Raw genomic sequence first — 21,297 nt, forward strand, 5'->3', positions numbered from 1 at the left:
AAGGCGGGGTATAATCCCCGCCTTTTTCTATTTCCCAAATGGCTTACGCCACTTTTTCCTTCGCGCTTTTCGCGGCCAGGTCGCGCAGGACGTAGTGCATGATGCCACCATTTTCGTAGTAGCCAATCTCGTCCTGCGTATCGATGCGGCACAGCGCCTGGATTTCTTCTTTCGAACCATCCTTGCGCGTGATCGTGACCGTCACATCCATGCGCGGCTTGATGCCCTTTTCCAGACCCAGAATATCAAACGTTTCCGTGCCATCCAGTTTCAGAGATTGGCGTGTCTGACCGTTTTTGAACATCAGCGGCAGAACGCCCATGCCCACCAGGTTGGAGCGGTGAATACGTTCAAAGCTTTCGGCAAGAACGCATTTCACGCCCAGCAGGAACGTGCCCTTCGCGGCCCAGTCACGGGATGACCCCGTGCCATATTCCTTGCCCGCCACAACAATCAACGGCGTGCCGTCCTTGATGTATTTCATGCAGGCATCATAGATCGGCATTTCTTCGCCGGTCGGCAGGTATTTGGTGTAACCGCCTTCTTTACCGCCCAGCATTTCGTTTTTAATGCGGATGTTAGCGAACGTGCCGCGCATCATCACTTCATGGTGGCCACGGCGCGCGCCGTAAGAGTTGAAGTCACGCACATCAACACCATGCTCGATCAGATATTTCCCAGCCGGGGAATCTTTCTTGATCGAACCAGCGGGTGAAATGTGGTCGGTCGTGATGGAATCACCGAACAACGCCATGCAGGCCGCACCCTTGATATCCTTAATCCCCGGCGGGGTTTTGGACATGCCGGTGAAATATGGCGGGTTGGCAACATAGGTGGATTTTGCATCCCAATCGTATGTTTCGCCCTCTCCACCCTTCACGGCCTGCCATTCCTTCGGCCCCAGGAACACGTCCTTGTACCGGCTGGAGAACATGGCAGAGGTCAGGTTGCGGTTCACCGCATCGGCGATTTCTTCGTTGGTCGGCCAGATATCTTTCAGGAAGACCGGCTTGCCATCCTTGTCATTGCCCAGCGCTTCCGTCGCCAGATTGATTTTCATGTTCCCGGCCAGCGCATAGGCCACAACCAGCGGCGGAGACGCCAGATAGTTGGCCTTCACATGCGGGTTGATACGGCCTTCGAAGTTCCGGTTGCCGGACAGAACGCCCGCCACGGTCAAATCGCCCGTTTCAACCGCCTTTGCAATCGCATCCGGCAGCGGGCCGGAGTTGCCGATGCATGTCGTGCAACCATACCCAACAAGGTTGAAGCCCATCGCATCCAGATGCGTGGTCAGGCCCGCTTTATCCAGATAATCGGTCACCACCTGCGATCCCGGGGCGAGAGAGGTTTTCACCCACGGCTTCACCTTCATGCCACGTTCATGGGCTTTCTTTGCCACCAGACCAGCGGCCAGCATAACCGACGGGTTCGATGTGTTGGTGCAGGACGTAATCGCCGCAATCACCACATCACCGTGTTTCAGGCTGTAATCCGTGCCCTCAACCGGAACGGCATGGGTCGTGTCGTGTTTTGCTGCCGCATCGGACGATTCAGGCATTTCCGATACCATACGCGCATCGCCATTATCATGCGGCAACACACCCAACGAGTCGGCCAGATAGGTTTTGAACGACGCCGCAGCCTGCGACAGTACAACGCGGTCCTGCGGGCGTTTCGGGCCAGCGATGGACGGTTCAATCGCGCCCAGATCTAATTCCAGCGTATCGGTGAACACCGGCTCCGGCGACGATTCATCGCGCCACATGCCTTGGGCCTTCGCATATTCTTCGACCAGTTTCGCACGGTGCGGATCGCGGCCCGTGAAGGTCAAATACCGAATGGTTTCACGGTCAATCGGGAAGAAGCCGCATGTCGCGCCATATTCCGGTGCCATGTTGCCAATCGTCGCGCGGTCGGCCAGCGACATGTTGTCCAGACCCGGGCCATAAAATTCAACGAACTTGTTCACCACGCCTTTTTTACGCAACATCTCGGTCACGGTCAGAACCAGATCGGTTGCCGTCGTGCCCTCTTTCATCTTGCCGGTGATTTTGAAACCGATGACTTGCGGGATCAACATGGATACCGGTTGACCCAGCATCGCGGCTTCGGCTTCGATACCGCCAACACCCCAACCCAGAACGGCCAGACCGTTCACCATTGTGGTGTGCGAATCCGTGCCCACCAGCGTATCCGGATACGCTACATTGCTGCCGCGCTCCTCATCCTTTTCCACCCAAACGGTTTGGGCCAGATATTCCAAATTCACCTGGTGGCAAATGCCGGTGCCCGGCGGTACAACGCGGAAATTGCGGAAGGCTTGTTGGCCCCAGCGCAAGAAGGCATAACGTTCGCCGTTGCGTTCAAATTCGCGGTCCACGTTGGTTTGGAACGCGGCCCCATTACCGAACGCATCCACCATCACCGAGTGGTCGATAACCAGATCAACAGCGGTCAGCGGGTTAATCTTCTGTGCGTTGCCGCCCAGTGCTTTCATCGCTTCGCGCATCGCGGCCAGATCGACCACGGCGGGAACGCCGGTAAAATCCTGCATCAACACGCGGGCCGGACGATAGGCGACTTCGTGTTCAGTCTTGCCCTTGTTCTCCAGCCATGCGTGACAGGCCTTCACATCATCAACCGTCACCGACACGCCATCTTCAAAACGCAGCAGGTTTTCCAGCAGCACTTTCATCGAGAACGGCAGACGCGACACATCACCGATCTGCTTCGCGGCATCTGGCAAACTGAAATAATCATATGATTTGCCATCGACGGTCAGGCTTTTACGGGTTTTCAGGCTATCGTGTCCGGTGCGTGTCATGGATGAAATCCTTGGTCGTAGAGTGAGGTGGTTGAAAATTCGACAGGTGAATTGTGCAGATAACTTAGCATGCTGGCGCAAAAATCAAAGTGTTCCACCCACATGCGGATGCAGTTGAGAACGTTTTGCAAACTTTGCGCGCAAGGGAGTGTAGGACGGGATGTTTAATGGAGCGTTAAGTCGCCCCGATTTACGAAAACACCCTATATCATCCCGAACGCATAGGGGATGACACAATTGCCCCACCCGCCTGGGCCACCACCAAAACTGTTAAAAATCAAAACCCTGTTCCAAACCGCTTAACAAAACCCTAACAAAAAACCGCAGAAATCCGCCAATTTTTGCCTTATTCTTTGGTCTACGCCCCTTAATTTGGCCATATTTGGCCGTCAAGCTTGAAGGGTGAGAGTGAAGTTTTCCAGCTTCCTCCTTCGCAAATGGTTCCAGCTTCTTAAAAAATCCGTCGCCTTCCCCGGGCGGCGGATTTTTCTTTTCCCGCACAGCGATAGCCGTCACCCCGGCGCAGGCCGGGGTCTTCATCCCTTATGGCCGGAAGATCCCGGCTTTCGCCGGGATGACGAGGGAAAACAGGGTGCGCCCCCTTGTCCCCGGGGCACCCCCACGCTACAACCTCCCCCATGATGATATCCGCTGAAAATCTGGCGTTGCACCGGGGGTTAACTCCGGTCCTGCACGGCCTGTCCTTTGCCGTTCCGGCGGGGCAGTTGGCCGCGCTGACGGGTGCGAATGGCAGCGGAAAAACCACCCTGCTCCAGACCATTGCCGGACTGATCACGCCGGATGCGGGCCGGATCCTGTTCGATGGGATTGAACTGGACCCCGAAGACCGCGCCCCGCTGATCCATTGGATCGCACCGGATAACCCGTTCAAGCTCGCGTTGACCGTTGCCGAAAACCTGACCTTCTGGGCCGCCATGATGGGCGTGCGCGCCGATGGCGACATGATCGCCACCGCCCTGCACCGGATGGAAGTTGCGCATCTGGCCAACCGCATCGTCGGCACGCTGTCCACCGGGCAACGCCGTCGTACGGCCTTGTGCCGTTTGTTTCTGGCGCCACGTCCGATCTGGTTGCTGGATGAACCGGCGCTAGCGTTGGACGATCATGCGGCGGACGAATTGATCGCCCTCACGCACGCGCATTGTGGCGATGGCGGATGCGCGATTGTCGCCACGCACCGCCCGCCGCGATGGGGAACCAGCACGATCATCCCGCTCTCCCCCGATTATCATTTGATGTCGGAGGTCGCGTAAATCATGTTGCCCCTGACCGCCACAATCAAACGTGATTTAACGCTGGCCCGCCGCAACCCGGCGCGGATGATTGCGGTGCCGACCTTCTTCATCCTGCTGGTGACGATTTTTCCGCTGGCCCTCGGCCCCGATCCCGATTTATTGACCCGCATTGCGCCCGGCGTGTTGATGGCGGCCGCCCTCATGGCCACGCTGATCCATCTCGATCGCCTGTTCCGCGATGATGCCGAGGATGGCACGCTCGATGCTGTGATTCTTTCCCCCGCACCGCTCTCGCTCTACACCGCCGGTCGGATTGTGGCACATTGGATCGTCACGGGCTTGCCGCTGCTGTTCCTCTGTCCCCTTATGGCGATGATTTTGAATGCGCCGTTGCCGTTCGTTGACTCTGTTCTCGGCGTCCTCCTGCCCGCGACATTACTGCTGACCTTCATCGGGGCGGCGGTTCAGGGGTTAAGTCTGGGCTCTGGCCTTGGCGGTGTGTTGTTGGCCGTGCTAGCTTTGCCGCTTTATATCCCTGTGCTGATTTTTTCCGGCGCGGCGTTGCATTTGCTGGCTACCGAAATGGATGCCACCATGCCGATGGCGATTTTATGGGCGTGCGTGGCGTTGGCCGCGCCGTTGACACCGCTGGTCACGGCGGCCACTTTGCGTATGGCGAGAGGATAAGAGTATGAAACTGGCCAACCCCACACGATTTAACCGCATCAGCCGCATCGTCACACCCTTGATGGCCCTGCTGTGCGTTGCCTTGCTGATCCCGGGTCTGTACACCGCGTTGTATTCATCCCCACCGGATTATCAGCAACATGATTCCGTACGGATCATGTATGTGCACGTCCCCGCCGCATGGGTGGCGTTGATGGCGTATGCCAGTTTGGGCGTTGCGGGGATTGTCATGCTGGTGTGGAAACATATGCTGGCCGGATTGTGGATTCGCGCCGTCGCTCCCATCGGCATGGCGTTCACCGCCATCTGTCTGGTGTCGGGCAGTTTGTGGGGCATGCCCACATGGGGCACATGGTGGGTGTGGGATGCGCGGCTGACCTCCGTCCTCGTCCTGTTTTTCCTGTATGTCGGGATTTTCGCGCTCGATCTGGCCTATGACGACCGGGACAAGGGTTTGCACGCCTCCGCATGGCTGGCGGCGATTGGCCTGATCAACCTGCCGATCATTAAATTTTCGGTCGAATGGTGGAACACGCTGCACCAACCGGCCAGCATCACCAGCATCACGCGCATGGCTAACCCCGCAATTGACCCCAGCATGATGACGCCGTTGTTCCTGATGGCGGGTGCGTTTACGGCGATGTTTATCGTCCTGGCGCTGGCGCGCCTGAACATTGTCATCGCGCACCGGAAGATACGGATGAAAGCCCTGCGGATGCAGGCAGAATCGATATAAACAACACCCGTCATACCGGCGCAGGCCGGTATCCATAGTATAGATCGGATGGACCCCGACCTTCGCCGGGGGGACGACAGGAGAAAGAAAGATGGATTTCGAAACCTTTATCGCCATGAATGGTTACGGCCTCTATGTCTGGGGATCGTATGGTTTTGCCGCAATTGTCCTGAGCGTTCTGGTTATCGCCACCTATGTCCGCGCCCACGAAATCAAGAAAGATGACGAGAATGACGCGTAAACACCGCCGTTTGGTGGCTCTGGTTCTTATTCTGCTGGGTGTGGCGGTCGCAACCGCATTGCTGCTGTTCGCCCTGCGCCAAAATGTCACCTATTTCATGAGCCCCACCGATCTGGTCTCCACCAGTGCGCGGCCCCTGGCCGGTGGCCGTCCGATCCGCGTCGGCGGCATGGTTGTGTATGGCACCGTGAAACGTGAAGGCACCATCACCCGCTTCACCATCACCGATAATGAAAATAATGTCGTGATTGAATATGACGGAATCGTCCCCGATCTGTTCCGTGAAGGCCAAGGCATTATCGCCACCGGAACGATCAATAACGACCATGTCTTTATCGCCACGCAATTGCTGGCCAAGCACGATGAAAATTATATGCCGCCGGAAGTGGCCAAGGCCATGAAACCGCATTTCGATGCCATTGAAGCCAAAAAACAAGAGGCCCCACAACAATGATTGCGGAACTCGGCCATTTTGCGTTGATCCTCGCTTTGTTCTGCGCCGCCCTGCAAATGGCCGCGGGGTGGAAAGCGCGTAAAGACGGAATGGAGGCCTGGCTGGTCGTGGCCCGCCGCGCCGCTGTGTTCCAGTGCGCGACCATCACCGCCGCCTTTGCCGCACTCATCTATTCTTTCGTGGTGTCGGATTTTTCTCTCACTCTGGTCGTGAATAACAGCCACACGCTGAAACCCCTGCTCTATAAAATCGCGGGCACATGGGGCAACCATGAAGGGTCGATGGTCCTGTGGGTGCTGATCCTTGCTTTGTTCGGCGCGTTATCCCTGCGCCAAGCCATGCCGGACGCCATGCGCGCCATGCTGTTGACCGTACAGGGAATGCAGGGGGTGGGCATTCTGGCCTTTATCCTGTTTACATCCAATCCGTTTACGCGCCTGAACCCCGCGCCCGCCGACGGGATGGATTTGAACCCGTTGCTGCAGGACCCCGGCCTCGCCTTCCACCCGCCGCTGCTTTATCTGGGCTATGTCGGGTTTTCGATTGTGTTTTCCTTTGCGTGTGCGGGCCTTCTGACCAACGCGATCAACCGCGACTGGGCCGCCCTCGTCCGCCCGTGGGTTCTGGCCGCATGGTCGGGGTTGAGCGCGGGCATCGCGCTTGGGTCATGGTGGGCGTATTACGAACTGGGCTGGGGCGGGTTCTGGTTCTGGGACCCGGTGGAAAATGCATCGCTGATGCCGTGGCTGTGCGGCACGGCATTGCTGCATTCCATCATCATCACGCGCCATCGCGGGGCGTTGCCGCGCTGGAGCGTTTTGCTGGCCCTGCTCGCCTACACCTTCTCCCTGCTCGGCACGTTCCTGGTGCGCTCCGGCGTTTTAACATCGGTCCATGCCTTTGCCACCGATCCATCGCGCGGATTGTTTATCCTCGGCCTGTTGGCCGTGTTTGCGGGTGGCGGGTTCCTGCTCTACGGCCTGCGCGCCCCGGATTTGAAAAGCGATGCCGGGTTCAAACCGGTCAGCCGCGAAAGCGCATTGGTCCTCAACAACCTGATTTTAACGGCAATGGCGGCCACCATTCTGGTCGGTACGTTATACCCGCTGATCCTGTCCTCGCTGAATGCCGGGCAAATTTCTGTGGGCCCCCCGTTTTTTAATGCCACCATCCTGCCTTTGGCCGTGCCCTTGATCCTGCTGATGGGGGTTGGACCCTTTCTGGCGTGGAAGAAAGCCGACTTAACCGCTGTGCGCGGGCAATTGACCACGGCGGCCTTGATCACCGGAGCCATCGTTGGTTTAATCTTCGCGATTCAAACGGAAACATCTTTTATCGTCTTGGGTGGCTTTGCGCTTGGCCTGTGGGCCATCATCACCACGCTGGCCGACACATGGGCGCACCGGGCAAAACTCACCCTCTCGGGCTGGGGCATGCGGCTGGCTCATATCGGACTGGGCGTGGCCGTCATTGGTATTGTGGGTACCACGCTGTGGAAAATTGAAACGGCGCAGATTTTAAAACCGGGCGAACACCTGACCGCCGGACGCTGGACCATCACGCTGGAGTCCGTGGATGCCGGGTTTGGCCCGAATTATTCCACCATCATGGCGCATGTCACGGCACGCACGGGCGATACCGCCATCAAGCTGTCGCCCGAACGACGCTATTACCCGGTCGGCGGCATGGCCACGACCGAGGCCGCCATCCACACATCCCTGCGCGATGATATTTACGTCGTACTGGGGCAACAGGACACGATGGACCAAACCGGTCCGGGGAATGGGTGGATCATCCGCGCCACCACCCACCCGTTGGTTGCCCTGATCTGGGGCGGTTTTGCCCTGATCGCTATGGGCGGAGTTTTCGCATTGTTCGGACAGCATCGAAAAGACAAAGGAGGATCATAACCATGGTAACAAACACGCAACGCCTATACTTCCTCCTGCCGCTCGTTTTGCTCGGCTTCCTGATTGCGCTGGCTGTTGTGCCGTTGTTAAAGGGCACTGATCCTTCCGTGTTGAACAGTCCCCTGATCGGCCAACAGGCCCCCGCCTACACTGCCGACGGGTTTGACCCCGCGATTGTCGATACGGTTTTCCGCGGCCCCGGCCCGGTGCGCGTGGTGAATTTTTTCGCCAGCTGGTGCCCGCCCTGCGAAGCCGAACATCCTATGCTGAAAACCATGGCGACAATGGACAACGTCATGATTATCGGCATCAATGTTCGCGATTTACCGGAAAAGCGCGATGCGTTCCTCACACGGCTGGGGAACCCGTTTGACACCATTCTGAACGACCCCGATGGCGGCCTGTCCATCGCTTGGGGCACCAGCGGAACACCCGAAACCTTCATCATTGATATGGACGGCATCATCCGCCACCGCATCACCGGGCCGATCCAACAAGCGGACATTGATGGCCTGGTCCTACCCTTGATCAAACAGGAAAACGCCCCATGATCCGCGTTTTTCTCTTTCTTATTTTGCTGTCTGCGCCCGCATGGGCGATGCAGGACCCGCGCGAGGCTCTCGCCGACCCGACACAGGAACGTCGGGCGCAAGCGTTGTTCCATGATTTGCGGTGTGTCGTATGCCAGAATCAGACGATTGCGGAATCCGACGCCGCCATTGCCCGCGATATGCGCAAATTGGTCCGCGACCGCATTGAATCCGGCGCAACCGACAGCGATATTATCAACGAACTGCACCGTAATTATGGCGATTTTGTTTTGATGACACCGCCGTTGGATCCGCGCACATGGATATTGTGGGGCATGCCGGTTCTGATTCTTGTTATCGGCGGCTTTGTTGCCGCGCGGTCGTTACGCCGCGCATCCACTATGGACGATCCATCATGATTTTGTTTGTTATCACCGCCATCGTCACCGCCATCATCATGGTTGCCCTGTCCGACCCACTGATGAAATCGGCCACCACATGGCAATCCGGTATTAAATTGCTGATCACGGGCGCAATTTGCGTTCTGGCGCTATATTTGTTTTTGGGATCACCCGACACGCCATCCCGGGCCGCCGCGTTTGAAACGCCGGATAATCCGCGCGCGCAAATCCGCCTGAAACAACAGGAAGAACTGGTTTTATTGCAGGCTTTGTCGGGGGAGCCGGATAATACGGGCCTGTTGCTGCGCCTGGGTACGATCCAGATTGAATCGGGACGGCCGCAGGATGCCATTCCCCATCTGACCCGCGCCAACGCGCTGCGCCCGGACAATGCGGACATTCAACTCGCACTGGCGGCGGCCTATTTCAGCAATGGCCTGAAAATAGCGGAAGAAAAAAAGGCCGGCGCGATGGACGCAGCGCGCAAGGAGATGGAAGCTGCCCTAAAATTCGCGCCCAAAGGCCACCCCATTCGCACCGATATTCAGCGCGCCATTTCCGCCACGGCATCCGGGCACTGACGCATCAATTCGGCGTAGGTTTGCGGGGAATCCAGCGCATTTTGCCGCGCCATGCGATCGGCATACATATCGCGTAAAATCTGTTCCGTCTGGTTGATGACCGCTTGTTGCATGCGGCTGCGCATCACCGTGACTTCGTTATCGGCGATTGGTGGGGATTGACGGTTGCCGTCCACTTCGAACACGAAATCAAACGCCCGGCCAATCTGCGCGGCATAGGCTTCAATCGCGGTGCGATCAATCGCAACGTGTTCCATTTCGTGGTCCCGAACGGCATTATAAACACACCCGCCCCGCGCGAAATCACGCGCAATGAAAATTGTCGGCTCCAGCGTCAGGATAATATTCACCTCCGAAAAATGCAGGCAACTTAATCCACCGGTTTCCGCTGGCTGCCAATCCATTTCAATGCTGTATTCAATTCCGATTGTCCCGCGCATAACACCGCCTGTTTTCGCGTGCGACATGTTGGTGGCCGATTTGGCTGTGTCTGTATCCAGCTCAAACGTTTCAAGCACATTCATCGGCAGGGAATCGTCAATCTTGGTCGCCGCAGTCACCGCATAGACACTGACATTCGGAACAGGCGGAACGGGGCATCCGGGAACACTGCCCGTCGCCAACCACAACCCCGAGGCCATTAACCCGGCCTGTATTGATTCCAGCAACATTTCTGGACCCATTCTAAAATACGCCTTTTGAATATATCAGTAACTTATAATATAGATAAGTTACCGCTCCAGCCTGACCGGCCCCTTACAAATGGCGCTGATCCGGTCGTATTCGGCGCGTGAATCGACCTCGGCCTGTAAATTATATTGATCCTGTTCCAACGCGGCTTTGCGATCCCGCATCGCCTGTTTGACCTGTTCCAGCGTAGTGGTTTTGTAATCTTCAACCGCGGCGATGGAAACCGGACCGATCACGCCGGTTTGATCCACCGCCCGCTTCACCAGCGTCCCCACAGCCTGCACATACGCATTCATGATCCGGCGATCAACTTCGATATGCTTTAATTCATGTTCAATCACCGCATCACGGCACGGGGGTTTTGAAAATTCCTGGGCAACGTAAACGACGGGGGACAATGTGACGGTCACGCTCACACTTTTATATTGCATGCAGGCCTGCCCCAGATCGGGGCTTTCAAAAATTTGCCATTCGATGGATAGCGATGTCACAACTTCGTCATGGCGCATGCCACCCGTCGCGGTATCGGCCATGCCGGCATAGGGATTGTAATTATTTTCACGGCGCATCGCGGCGGTTAAATCCGCCGATTTTTTCGAAAAATCATATTGGATGGGGTTGCTGACCGGATTGATATTGATAACCGGCGGGACACCCGGCGGGCACACCATTTTGCCATTGCGTATTTTCAAGGGATACGATTCCACCGGCCCCTTGGCCGCCCACAGGTCAGCCGGCCACACTATGCCGAAACCGCACACACCAAAACCGCACACAAGGGCGGCAAAAAACAGCACCTTTATCCGCATAACCCCCTAATTTTATCAGAAAATTCGCCCGTTCGCCCTTTTATCTTTGGCCCTGTCATACTATGATGGGCGCACCTGAAACTGGCTGAATACGGGGATTTTTGACCATGATGCATGCCATTGGACAATTGCTGATCACGTTACTGAATATTTACCTTTTTATTATCATCGCTGGCGTCGTTATCAGCTGGCTGATCGCGTTTGATGTGATCAACACCCGTAACCCGCAGGCCGGCAATCTGGTTCGCCTGATCGAACGCATTACGCAACCGGTTTATGCCCCGCTGCGCAAATTCATTCCGCCGATTGGTGGGATTGATATTACGCCAATCATCATCATCTTCGGCATCTATCTGCTGCAAAGCGTAATCGCCAGCATATTCTTCAGCGCACCGGCCATTACGATTACAGGCTAAGTCATCAACAATGACGAACAGGGCCGCCACCATCATCGACGGAAAAATGATTGCCGCTACCATACGGCAATCGATCGCTGGTGATGTGGCGGCTTTGCGCACCCGCGGGGTTCTGCCCGGTCTGGCGGTTATTTTAATCGGCGACGATCCGGCGTCTGATATCTACGTCCGCAATAAAATTCGTGCCTGTGAATCCGTTGGTATCCACAGCGCGGAATATCGCCTGCCCGCCACAGTGACCCAGAGTGCGGTGGACGCATTCATCGATACGCTGAATGCCGATCAATCAATCCACGGAATCTTATTACAATTACCGAACCCCGCGCACATTGATACACGCGCGCTGATCAATCGTATAAACCCGGCCAAGGATGTTGACGGGTTGCACCCGTTGAATATCGGCAAGCTGGTATCCGGCGCGCCGGATGCGATGATTCCCTGTACGCCACAGGGGGCCCTGAAACTGATTCAATCCGTGCGCACGGATTTAACCGGATTGCACGCCATTGTTCTGGGCCGTTCCATTTTGTTCGGCAAACCGATGGCGCAATTATTATTGGCCCAGAATTGCACGGTCACCACCGCCCATTCCAAAAGCCGCGATCTGCCCGCCCTGTGCGCACAGGCCGACATTCTGGTCGCCGCCGTGGGACACGCCGGCATGGTCAAGGCCGATTGGGTGAAACACGGCGCTATCGTGATCGATGTCGGCATCAACCGCCGCCCGGATGGCACCATCACCGGGGATGTTGATTACAAATCCGTCGTCCCGCGCGCCTCCGCCATCACCCCGGTGCCGGGCGGTGTCGGGCCAATGACCATTGCCTGCCTGCTGGCCAACACGGTTGCGGCGGCGCAACAAATCACCGCCTAACCCGCTCAAACGCTGGGTTGGCACAATTTCCTTGTCATTTATTGGCCGATTTGGCCATACTCCCCGCCATGCAGGGACAAGATAAAAACAATAATAATGAAGACGAAGCCTTACTGCCCGTTCCCATCAAAAAAGATGGCGACCGGGAAGGCATGATCGCGCTCAGGAATGGCGTGCTGATTCAAAAGCACGCGGAATTTCTCGACGATGCGGATCACAGCCTTGATTCCGCCGATCTGGAAGCAAAAGCCGCCAGCCTGTATTACCTGCAACTTTATATCCACGCCGCTGAACGGCAATCTTTGCGTGACCAAAACCTGCCTGTCCCGGACGTTATCGGGTACGCAATTGATGAAAAGAAATTCACGCGCGAAATTGCCCTGATGCGCCGGATTATCAAGACGCTGGATTATTCCGATGCGTATTTGAACGAATTGGACCAATCCGTCGACACCATTCACGCCGCCTTACAGCGCAGCGAATTCGTTCGCGAGACCCAGGCCGCATGGCCGCATTTGGGCCCGGTATACCGCAAAACCGCCCTGAACCACATTCAGAAAATCCACGCGCAAACGCAAAACATCGCCGGGGTTCAGGCACCCCCGACACTGACGATGCAGTTCAACCAAAGCGCCTGCACGCCGCCCGCCGCACCGGGGGCCCATGCCACCATCGTTCTGGCCTATCAAAGCGACAATCTGGACGAAGCCGCAGGCGTCAGCGCCTTGGGACAGGCCTGCATTCAAAAAAGTGGCGTGGCACCACCGTTGCGCCCGCAAATTTTTTACAACACGCACGCGGATACAAATTTTCTGGCGCGGGATTTTGCCAGCGCCGCATCCACCGTGCATCACGAACAACATCACGTTATGCAATCGGCCCTGATGCTGGCGTATGCCCAGGGACGCATTCCCAAATGCCATCCCATCGCGCACGATGTTGAAATCATGTGGGCACTCCACAAAGAACGCGCCTACATCACCCATGCGATCCAAAGCATTTACCGCATCCAGCACAAGGAACAGGACACGCATTACATCCAGAACCGGATGCAGGAACGCCTGTCCTTACGCTTGCGCGCATAAACCATAATCCCGAAAAGACCTGTCACGCTTGATCAAACGCGAATCCTCGCGTACAATTTTTTTGTGCATAACTTCAATCGCACATCATAAAAATAATAATCACGATTCTCGAACAGGGATCACGAAGCCACATGATGAATCAAAACGCCGCCTCGCTATCCAATCAGGGTAGCGATAACACCCGGTTTTTGTCTTCAACCTTTCACAGCCACATGCCCACGTTGCGGGCCCGGTTCGACCGCTATAACCGGATTTTGAAATCCGGCAGCGCCGATGAAAAACTGGGTCTGATACAGGAATTGCGCGACTACATCTTTGCCGAGGAAGAAAAAATCCTCTTCCCCAACGGCGACGCACCGGAAGGGATCATGTGGCAAACCCCGGTCGACGAATCCCGCTACGGCGTCGAGATTCATCTGATGCTGAAACTCTGCGCCGATTTTGAATATTCGGGTGAATACCGCCTGAAAATGCGTGAAATCGCCAATAATATCGCCGTGGCCATGGCCGCCGATAAAGACATGCAATTCGCCCAGCATAATTGGAGCGGCATGGATCTGGCGCAGAAAAAAACCGTTTTGCGCAAAGCCCAGAAAATTCACGCCCAGGTTCAGCAATTGGATGGCATTCAAACCAGCCAGAACATCAGCGTGGTTTTCAACAACGAGGCCCGTGCCCTGCCCGACGGGCAACACAATCCGCAATTTGGATATGCCTCGCACAGTGACAGCCTGCACAGCATTTTTAACAGCAAGGCTCTGGGCTGGATGTTCGGCACACCGGACAGCATCATCAATTATAACATTCACCCCGATAACAGCTTTATGCGCGGCGGCTTCGCTACGGCGCTCAGCGCGATGCACCATGAACAGCAGCACGCTTTTCAATCCGCTCTGGCGCTGGCTTATTTCGAAAAGCGCATCGATCCGGCCAGCCCGTATTACAAGGATGCCGAATTGCTCTATCGCCTGCGAATGCATGATTGCTACGTCCCGCCATCGATTTACAGCGTCTATCGCAAACAGGCCCTGGAACGCGACACGTTTGACTTCCAACATTTGATGGAAACGCATTTGCGCCGCCCCTTCCCCGGCTCCGGCTGGGCCAAGGACCCCGCCCAGGCCCGCGCCCATGGCTATACGCTGGACGGTTTTTTTGGCCGGATCCGCAAATGGTTTCGCGGCCCCGAAGCCTGATAAATCATAATATTTCAATGGACTAGAGGGCGGTCACGGAATGTTTGACCGCCCTCTTTTTATTGCCATAATATGCACCCTGTACTTTAGCGCAGGGCCCCCTTATGCACGCGAATGATAACGGCCACTCTGATCCTCTGACCCAGCTGGTCACCCTGCTGGCACGGCATATGCGCCACATGTCGACCGCCGACGCACTGCTTCTGGAAGATCAGATCAATATTATTCGCCACGGCGATGATCTCAGCCGCATCACGCTGGCAAAAAACCTGACATACAAAATCCTGCGCGCCGAACAGGCCCGCTTATCCGCCCGCGGCATCCCTCTGACGTCCAACACTTATGTTCGCGAAGAATATTATCCGCTGGACATTACATTGATCCACGCCGCAATGGACCATTTTCGTTTATCGGATGCTTATAAAACCAAGATGGCCGAGGTCGCGAATGATGTCACTGACGCCATGAAACGCAGCAAGACATTGCAATATGCCCAACGCAACTGGCATACGATGAAGGATGATCAAAAAATCCGTGCCCTGAAAATCGTACAGCATTTGCACGAAAAACATCAAAAACTTGGGGATCTGCGTTGTGAAATGCTGACCGGATTGTCCTTCGCAAATATTGCGATGACGCGCAAAAATGGTGATATGAACCCGAAATTCTTTCTGGCGTTCCAGCACAATGCCTTCAGCAATGTGTTCAATAACACATCTGGCTCGGTCATCGCCACGGCCATGGACCGCATGGGATCCCATATTTATTACAATACCCACAACGATAATTATTTTTTCCGGCGCAGTTTTGCCGCGGCCGCCGGCGCGATGCACCATGAACAGCAGCATGTGTTTCAGGGCGCTCTGGCCATGGCGGTTCACGACGGGCGGATCGAACAATCAAATCCGTATTATCGGGACGCGCGGCTCTTCTATCTGTTGACCCGGGAAAAATGCTATATGCCCGGAAATATTCCATCGCTGTATCGTACACAGGCGATTGAAACCGATGCTTTCGCGTTCCAAACGGCCATGACCCGGCGCCTGTACCGCCGCTTTCACGATGGGGCCTGGGCCGACGACCCGGCCCAGCGCGCAGCGTATGAAAACAGCGGTTGCGCCCTGTTCAAAAAATTAAAGGCGCGGATTTTTGGCCCGCGCCCCTAATTCATCTGTTTTATAAAATATTACTCACCCTGCGCGGCGGTAAAGCCCGGTTTCCCATCAAAATTATACAGGTTTTCAACCTTGATAAAATCAATGTTGGCGGCATCGAATTTCGACAGCAGTGCCATAATGGCATCATGCTTGATGCCGCTGGTGCTCATAAACCGCAAACGCCAATGGTCGGAACAGAATGTTTCCGGCTGACCGTCGGGCCAGACTTTGGTCCCGCGGTTGGCGATGGATTCCATGGCCAGGCCATTATCATTCACGCCCAAGGCCAAAATACGATCGGCCAGACCGTTCGGGTCACATTGGTCAATGTTCACGAACACATCCACGCCGACCAGTTTTTTGTCCTGCGTCACGCGCGGTTTCAACGGCGGCAGAACCATGCCCCCGGCGGCCCCAATCACCGGCGCACCGTAATCAACGGCGCGTAATTTGTCAGGTGTTGCACCGATACGCTCAATGACAGCCTTGGAGAACCCGTCGGTCCCGACCTTCTCCACCGATTTACCCAAACGGTAAATATCGCCGGTGTGAATGCCATCTTCGATGGTTTTCAACCAGGCGTTATGAACCCGCGTGGCAATATCCTTCTGGCCAATATGAACCAGCATCATCACCGCGCCCAGCAGCAACCCAGACGGGTTGGCAATGCCCTTGCCCGCGATATCCGGTGCGGACCCGTGAATGGCTTCGAACATCGCGCATTCCGTGCCGACGTTGGATGATCCACCCAGACCGACCGAACCCGTGACCTCGGCGGCAATGTCGGAAATAATATCGCCGTACAGGTTTTCGGTCACGATCACGTCGAACATATGCGGTTGAACCGCCACCTTGGCGGACCCGATATCAATGATCATGTGGTTTTGTTCAATATCCGGATATTCCGCGCCAATTTCATCGAAGGTGCGGTGGAACAAACCATCCGCCATCTTCATGATATTGTCCTTGGACATACAGGTGACCTTCTTCCGGCCATTCGCACGCGCATATTCGAAGGCGTAGCGAATAATCCGTTCGGACCCCGGACGGCTGATGATCTTGACCGATTCAACCACGTCCTGTGTATGGCGATATTCAATGCCGCCATACAAATCTTCTTCGTTTTCGCGCACGATGACCAGATCCATCGTCGGATGGTTGGTTTCAACATACGGCGCATAGGACACGCACGGGCGCACGTTGGCGAACAACCCCAGCGATTTCCGTACCGTGACGTTCAGGCTTTTAAACCCACCGCCCTGTGGCGTTGTGATCGGGGATTTCAGGAACACCTTGGTCCGGCGCAGGGAATCCCATGCGGAATCTTCAATCCCGCTTTTGATGCCGCTTTTATACACCGCTTCGCCAATCGCGATTTCCTCAATCGCCAGCGCCGCGCCCGCCGCATCCAGAATTTTCAACGTCGCATCCATGATTTCCGGGCCGATACCATCGCCCCGTGCCACAGTGATGGGAACCAGATTTGTTTTACTTGTACTTACCATTTGGATTGGCCCTTTCGTTTGCCAAAGAGAAAATCAACCTGTTGCGTCATACGTTGATGCAGGGACGCGTCCGCCGTCTTACCACGCCAATCGGGTCGCATGTTGGTCGGGCCATAACGCAGGATGCAATACCCCAACGCCGCCGCCGCGATCGACCCCATCAAAACGCCAAGACGGACCACCGCCTGCATATGCACATCGTGATAGGCCAGACCGCCGATAAACAACGACATGGTGAAACCAATCCCGCAAATAACGGACACACCATAAAGCTGGGTCCAGTTGGCGTTATGCGGTTTGGGGGACAGCCCGGTTTTGATGGCCAGGAAAATCATGCCGAAAATGCCGATCTGCTTGCCCAGCAACAGGCCCAGCGCAATCCCCAGCGTGACCGGATCAACAAGGGCATCGACCCCCATGCCGGCAAATGGCACGCCCGCATTGGCAAAGCCAAACAGCGGCAGGACCAGAAATGCGACCCACGGGTGCAAATTATGTTCCAGCATCTTGGCCGGGGATTTTCCGGGATGTTTCTTGCCATGCAGGGGAATAAACATGGCCGCAATAACACCGGCCAACGTCGCATGGATGCCCGATTGCAAAACCGCAATCCACAAAACGAAGGTGAGAAGGATATAAGGTGCGATACGCAGCACATTGCGACGGTTCAAGACAAACAATCCAGCCAAAGCCACAGCCGCAAAATAAAGCGGTTCAGGATTGAAACCATGCGAGTAGAAAATAGCGATAATGATGATCGCCCCCAGATCGTCAATCACCGCCACAGCCGTCAGGAGGATTTTCAGCGAGATCGGAATGCGATTTCCCACCAGGGTCAGAATGCACAGCGCAAAGGCAATATCCGTCGCGGACGGAATGGCCCATCCGGCCAGATTTTCGGGCGAATCCTTGTTCAAAAACCAGAAAACCGCCGCCGGAACAGCCATACCGCCGATCGCCGCCAGCGCCGGCAGCAAGGCCCGATCACGGCTGGACAACTCACCCTCCAGAAATTCGCGCTTAATCTCCAATCCGATCAGGAAGAAGAAAATCGCCATCAACCCATCGTTGATCCACAACAACACGGATTTCTGCAACGCGAGGTCAAACCCCTCGGCCGCCGAAAACCCGATAGTGAATTTCACATTATTTAATATGTGATCATACAGACCACTCAGCGGAGAGTTCGCGATGATCAACGCCAGTATAGACGCACAAATCAATACAATACCGCCCGCCGCTTCCAGCCGGAAAAAATCCCGCATCATCACGACGATGGATTTGCCATTTTCAGTATCGGGGTCGTGGGGTCCGTGATTGGAATGGTGTGATGCCATTGGCCTGCCTTAAACTCCGGGATAAGATTATGGATATTGATGACAAGACGGTGAAAAACCGCTAAATCTTGGGACGACAGGATACCGTATTTTTCAACGATTGTGCAGAGCCAACAGGACATCATCGCATGCTGACCCAGGAAATCATTATTGCCCGTCGTCAGGCCCAACCGCTGGGCGAGGCCGAAATTGGTCAATTTGTCCGTGGTATTGTCGATGGATCGGTGGGCGAAGGGCAAATTGCGGCCTTCTGCATGGCCACCTGCCTGAACCCGATGGATGTGACTGAACGTGTGGCCCTGACCCGCGCCATGGCCACATCGGGCATTACGCTGGACTGGTCCGACCAATCATTGGATGGCCCGGTACTGGATAAACACTCCACGGGCGGCGTTGGCGACAAAGTCTCGCTGATGCTGGCTCCCATCGTCGCGGCCTGTGGCGGGTTTGTGCCAATGCTGTCGGGCCGTGGACTGGGCCATACGGGCGGCACGCTGGACAAGATGGATTCCATACCCGGCTATGTCAGCCAGCCGCCGCTGGATAAAATCCGCAAAGTGGTCAAGGAACAAGGCTGCGCCATCATTGGCGCAACCAAGGACCTGGCCCCCGCCGACCGCACCATGTACGCCGTACGCGATGTGACCGGCACGGTGGAAAGCCTCGATTTGATTACCGCATCCATCCTGTCGAAAAAAATGGCGGCGGGCCTGGATGGACTGGTGATGGATGTGAAATTCGGGTCCGGCGCATTTATGCAGGATTATGGTGATGCCCGCGCATTGGCGGAATCCATCGTCGGCGTGGCCAATGGTGGCGGCCTGCCCTGCACCGCGTTAATGACCGATATGGATCAGGTTCTGGGCCGCACCGCCGGCAACGCGATTGAAGTGCGCGAGGCGATTGAATTCCTGCGCAATGAAAATATTGATCAACGTTTGTACGATGTCACCATCGAACTGTCTGCGGAACTTCTGCTGTTGGGTAAACTGGCGGATACGATCGAAGACGCCCGCGCGAAATGTGTTGAAAATTTAAAGAATGGCCGCGCCGCGCATTTCTTTGAACGTATGGTCGCCGCCCTGGGCGGGCCGTCCGATATTATCGACCGGTTCGACAAACACATGAAACTGGCCCCAATTGAACATGCTGTCTATCCCGATCAGGGCGGCGTGGTGCAATCCATCAATGTCCGCCAGATTGGCTATGCCGTCATTGAACTGGATGGTGGCCGCCGTCTGGTCACCGACAAAATCGACCACGGCACCGGCATGGCCGCCATGGCCGCGATTGGTGAACGCGTGGGCCGCGACGCCGCCCCGCTCTGCGTCATCGTCGGTCGGGACGAAGTCAAGATCAAACGCGCCGAAGAGATTATCAAACGCGCCTACACCATCGCGCCCCCGGGTGAAGCCCTTTCATCCGATCCGATTATTCGCGAACGGATTACACGCTGATATGAACACCACACATCACCATTTCCGCACCAACCTGTCCGCAATTGGTGCGGGAATTCTGGGCTGGGCGTTCTTTTCACTGGTTGATACCACGGCCAAATGGCTGTCACAGGATTATGCGGCGGCGCAAATCGTGTTTGTATCCTCCGCCATCGGCGCGGTGATCTGCGGCCTTTGGATTGTGGCAAAACAGGGCTGGCGCGGTTTTGCACCCGCTGAATGGAAGCTCTATACCGCGCGCGGCGTTTTAATGGCCATCAATGCGTACTGCATTATTCTGGCGTTGCAACATATTGCGCTGGCGGATTTTTACGGGGTTGTATTTCTCTCTCCGTTAATCGTCACGCTTTTGGCCATGCTGATTTTAAAGGAAAGGGTTGGCATCCACCGCATCGCGGCGATTATTGCCGGATTTATCGGCGTTATCGTTCTGGCCGGGCCGCAATTTGCGGATAACAATATCGGGTTGATTATGGCGTTCATCGCCACCTGCCTGACCAGCATGGGCGCCATTATCGTGCGCAAGATCGGCCCCGGGGCCCGCGCCATTCACCATGCGTTCTTTCCGTTTATCGCCGGCACCATTATTTACGCGCCCATGGTGATCTGGGGCGAACCGATGCGGATGCCGGCCACAGCGCTGGACATCACCTTGTTCCTTGCGCTGGCGCCGCTGTCATTCCTGGGGTTTTTGTTTTACGCGTCCGCGTTTTCCCGCGTGTCCGAAACCGCAATTGTGGCCCCGTTCCATTATACGCAAATGATTTGGGGTGTTCTTTTGGGCTATATCCTGTTCGACCAACTGCCAACCACCCCAACCATCGCCGGATCGGTGATCATCGCATGCGCAGGGTTATATGTGATATGGCGCGAACATATCCATTATAAACAACAGCTTACGTGAAACTTACAAGCATTTTGCAAAGCCGAATGCGCCATTTTTTGCATTTTGCATCCAAAATGCTACCACTCCCCTATCCTCTGGGTCAGGCCGTTAATATGCTCATCACAAACGCATATCAGCATATTTGAATGTAAGAAGTTTCTTAATTCAAACACATAGCCTTCCAAAACCTATATCCGAAGGATAGGGGCCCCTCGTCTAGCACGATCTTTGCAGTAGGTTCATCAAAAGCCCCCTTACGTCT

22 protein-coding genes are annotated in these 21,297 nt (G+C 55.7%); 16 read left to right on the forward strand and 6 right to left on the reverse strand.

Going from position 1 to position 21,297, the window contains the following annotated elements; genetic code table 11:
• Window positions 1-43 precede the first annotated feature (43 nt).
• Entirely contained in the window at window positions 44-2,827 is a 2,784-nt protein-coding gene (gene acnA, locus MICA_RS08545; protein WP_014103341.1) for an aconitate hydratase AcnA, read from the reverse strand.
• A gap of 270 nt (window positions 2,828-3,097) precedes the next feature.
• Window positions 3,098-3,367: a hypothetical protein gene (locus MICA_RS08550; RefSeq protein ID WP_014103342.1), complete on the reverse strand. Its 270-nt coding sequence runs from the start codon at window positions 3,365-3,367 to the stop codon at window positions 3,098-3,100.
• A 98-nt stretch (window positions 3,368-3,465) separates the two neighbouring features.
• On the opposite strand from MICA_RS08550, the gene ccmA reads away from it, so the two are divergent.
• The 9 genes from ccmA to MICA_RS08595 all read left to right on the forward strand — a co-directional run bounded on the left by ccmA (window position 3,466) and on the right by MICA_RS08595 (window position 9,623).
• Window positions 3,466-4,101 carry a heme ABC exporter ATP-binding protein CcmA gene (gene ccmA, locus MICA_RS08555; RefSeq protein ID WP_014103343.1) on the forward strand — a complete coding sequence of 212 codons (636 nt, stop codon included), beginning with the start codon at window positions 3,466-3,468 and terminating at the stop codon, window positions 4,099-4,101.
• Between the two features lie 3 nt (window positions 4,102-4,104).
• Window positions 4,105-4,770, forward strand: a complete 666-nt coding sequence (gene ccmB / locus MICA_RS08560) for a heme exporter protein CcmB (protein ID WP_014103344.1) — start codon at window positions 4,105-4,107, stop codon at window positions 4,768-4,770.
• A 4-nt stretch (window positions 4,771-4,774) separates the two neighbouring features.
• Window positions 4,775-5,506: a heme ABC transporter permease gene (locus MICA_RS08565; RefSeq protein WP_014103345.1), complete on the forward strand. Its 732-nt coding sequence runs from the start codon at window positions 4,775-4,777 to the stop codon at window positions 5,504-5,506.
• Window positions 5,507-5,597: 91 nt separating this feature from the next.
• Window positions 5,598-5,747 (forward strand): heme exporter protein CcmD, encoded by a 150-nt coding sequence (ccmD, locus tag MICA_RS08570; RefSeq protein ID WP_014103346.1) that lies wholly within the window; start codon window positions 5,598-5,600, stop codon window positions 5,745-5,747.
• Window positions 5,737-6,201, forward strand: coding sequence for a cytochrome c maturation protein CcmE (gene ccmE / locus MICA_RS08575; protein ID WP_014103347.1), 465 nt, complete (start codon window positions 5,737-5,739; stop codon window positions 6,199-6,201). The genes ccmD and ccmE overlap by 11 nt, the downstream gene beginning before the upstream one ends.
• Window positions 6,198-8,111 carry a heme lyase CcmF/NrfE family subunit gene (locus MICA_RS08580; protein ID WP_014103348.1) on the forward strand — a complete coding sequence of 638 codons (1,914 nt, stop codon included), beginning with the start codon at window positions 6,198-6,200 and terminating at the stop codon, window positions 8,109-8,111. Before ccmE ends, MICA_RS08580 begins: the two co-directional genes overlap by 4 nt.
• Window positions 8,112-8,113: 2 nt before the next feature.
• Window positions 8,114-8,662, forward strand: coding sequence for a DsbE family thiol:disulfide interchange protein (locus tag MICA_RS08585; protein WP_014103349.1), 549 nt, complete (start codon window positions 8,114-8,116; stop codon window positions 8,660-8,662).
• The gene (locus MICA_RS08590; RefSeq protein WP_014103350.1) at window positions 8,659-9,060 is read left to right on the forward strand and encodes a cytochrome c-type biogenesis protein; all 402 of its coding nucleotides are present in this window, start codon (window positions 8,659-8,661) and stop codon (window positions 9,058-9,060) included. The genes MICA_RS08585 and MICA_RS08590 overlap by 4 nt, the downstream gene beginning before the upstream one ends.
• Window positions 9,057-9,623: a tetratricopeptide repeat protein gene (locus MICA_RS08595; protein ID WP_014103351.1), complete on the forward strand. Its 567-nt coding sequence runs from the start codon at window positions 9,057-9,059 to the stop codon at window positions 9,621-9,623. The genes MICA_RS08590 and MICA_RS08595 overlap by 4 nt, the downstream gene beginning before the upstream one ends.
• On the opposite strand, the gene MICA_RS08600 is transcribed toward MICA_RS08595, so the two are convergent.
• Window positions 9,587-10,306, reverse strand: coding sequence for a hypothetical protein (locus MICA_RS08600; protein WP_014103352.1), 720 nt, complete (start codon window positions 10,304-10,306; stop codon window positions 9,587-9,589). The genes MICA_RS08595 and MICA_RS08600 overlap by 37 nt on opposite strands.
• A gap of 48 nt (window positions 10,307-10,354) precedes the next feature.
• The gene (locus tag MICA_RS08605; protein WP_236619887.1) at window positions 10,355-11,020 is read right to left on the reverse strand and encodes a hypothetical protein; all 666 of its coding nucleotides are present in this window, start codon (window positions 11,018-11,020) and stop codon (window positions 10,355-10,357) included.
• 209 nt (window positions 11,021-11,229) lie between these two features.
• Between MICA_RS08605 and MICA_RS08610 the strand changes: the two genes are divergently transcribed.
• From MICA_RS08610 to MICA_RS08630, 5 genes are all read left to right on the forward strand, one after another.
• Window positions 11,230-11,538, forward strand: coding sequence for a YggT family protein (locus MICA_RS08610; protein ID WP_014103354.1), 309 nt, complete (start codon window positions 11,230-11,232; stop codon window positions 11,536-11,538).
• 10 nt (window positions 11,539-11,548) lie between these two features.
• Window positions 11,549-12,412: a bifunctional methylenetetrahydrofolate dehydrogenase/methenyltetrahydrofolate cyclohydrolase FolD gene (gene folD / locus MICA_RS08615; protein WP_014103355.1), complete on the forward strand. Its 864-nt coding sequence runs from the start codon at window positions 11,549-11,551 to the stop codon at window positions 12,410-12,412.
• Window positions 12,413-12,480: 68 nt separating this feature from the next.
• Window positions 12,481-13,497, forward strand: a complete 1,017-nt coding sequence (locus tag MICA_RS08620) for a hypothetical protein (protein WP_014103356.1) — start codon at window positions 12,481-12,483, stop codon at window positions 13,495-13,497.
• A gap of 131 nt (window positions 13,498-13,628) precedes the next feature.
• Entirely contained in the window at window positions 13,629-14,693 is a 1,065-nt protein-coding gene (locus MICA_RS08625; protein WP_014103357.1) for a hypothetical protein, read from the forward strand.
• Between the two features lie 104 nt (window positions 14,694-14,797).
• Window positions 14,798-15,859 (forward strand): hypothetical protein, encoded by a 1,062-nt coding sequence (locus MICA_RS08630; RefSeq protein ID WP_014103358.1) that lies wholly within the window; start codon window positions 14,798-14,800, stop codon window positions 15,857-15,859.
• Between the two features lie 20 nt (window positions 15,860-15,879).
• Here the strand turns inward: MICA_RS08630 and MICA_RS08635 are convergent, their stop codons facing one another.
• Both MICA_RS08635 and nhaA read right to left on the reverse strand, forming a co-directional pair.
• Window positions 15,880-17,355: an NADP-dependent isocitrate dehydrogenase gene (locus MICA_RS08635; RefSeq protein ID WP_014103359.1), complete on the reverse strand. Its 1,476-nt coding sequence runs from the start codon at window positions 17,353-17,355 to the stop codon at window positions 15,880-15,882.
• Window positions 17,349-18,692 carry a Na+/H+ antiporter NhaA gene (gene nhaA, locus MICA_RS08640; protein WP_014103360.1) on the reverse strand — a complete coding sequence of 448 codons (1,344 nt, stop codon included), beginning with the start codon at window positions 18,690-18,692 and terminating at the stop codon, window positions 17,349-17,351. The genes MICA_RS08635 and nhaA overlap by 7 nt, the downstream gene beginning before the upstream one ends.
• Before the next feature lie 128 nt (window positions 18,693-18,820).
• Between nhaA and deoA the strand changes: the two genes are divergently transcribed.
• Together deoA and MICA_RS08650 are read left to right on the forward strand one after the other, a co-directional pair.
• On the forward strand, window positions 18,821-20,149 hold the full coding sequence (gene deoA, locus MICA_RS08645; protein ID WP_014103361.1) for a thymidine phosphorylase: 1,329 nt from the start codon (window positions 18,821-18,823) through the stop codon (window positions 20,147-20,149).
• 1 nt (window position 20,150) lies between these two features.
• On the forward strand, window positions 20,151-21,053 hold the full coding sequence (locus MICA_RS08650) for a DMT family transporter (RefSeq protein ID WP_014103362.1): 903 nt from the start codon (window positions 20,151-20,153) through the stop codon (window positions 21,051-21,053).
• Window positions 21,054-21,297: the final 244 nt, after the last annotated feature.

This window comes from Micavibrio aeruginosavorus ARL-13, assembly GCF_000226315.1.
GTDB lineage: Bacteria > Pseudomonadota > Alphaproteobacteria > Micavibrionales > Micavibrionaceae > Micavibrio > Micavibrio aeruginosavorus_B.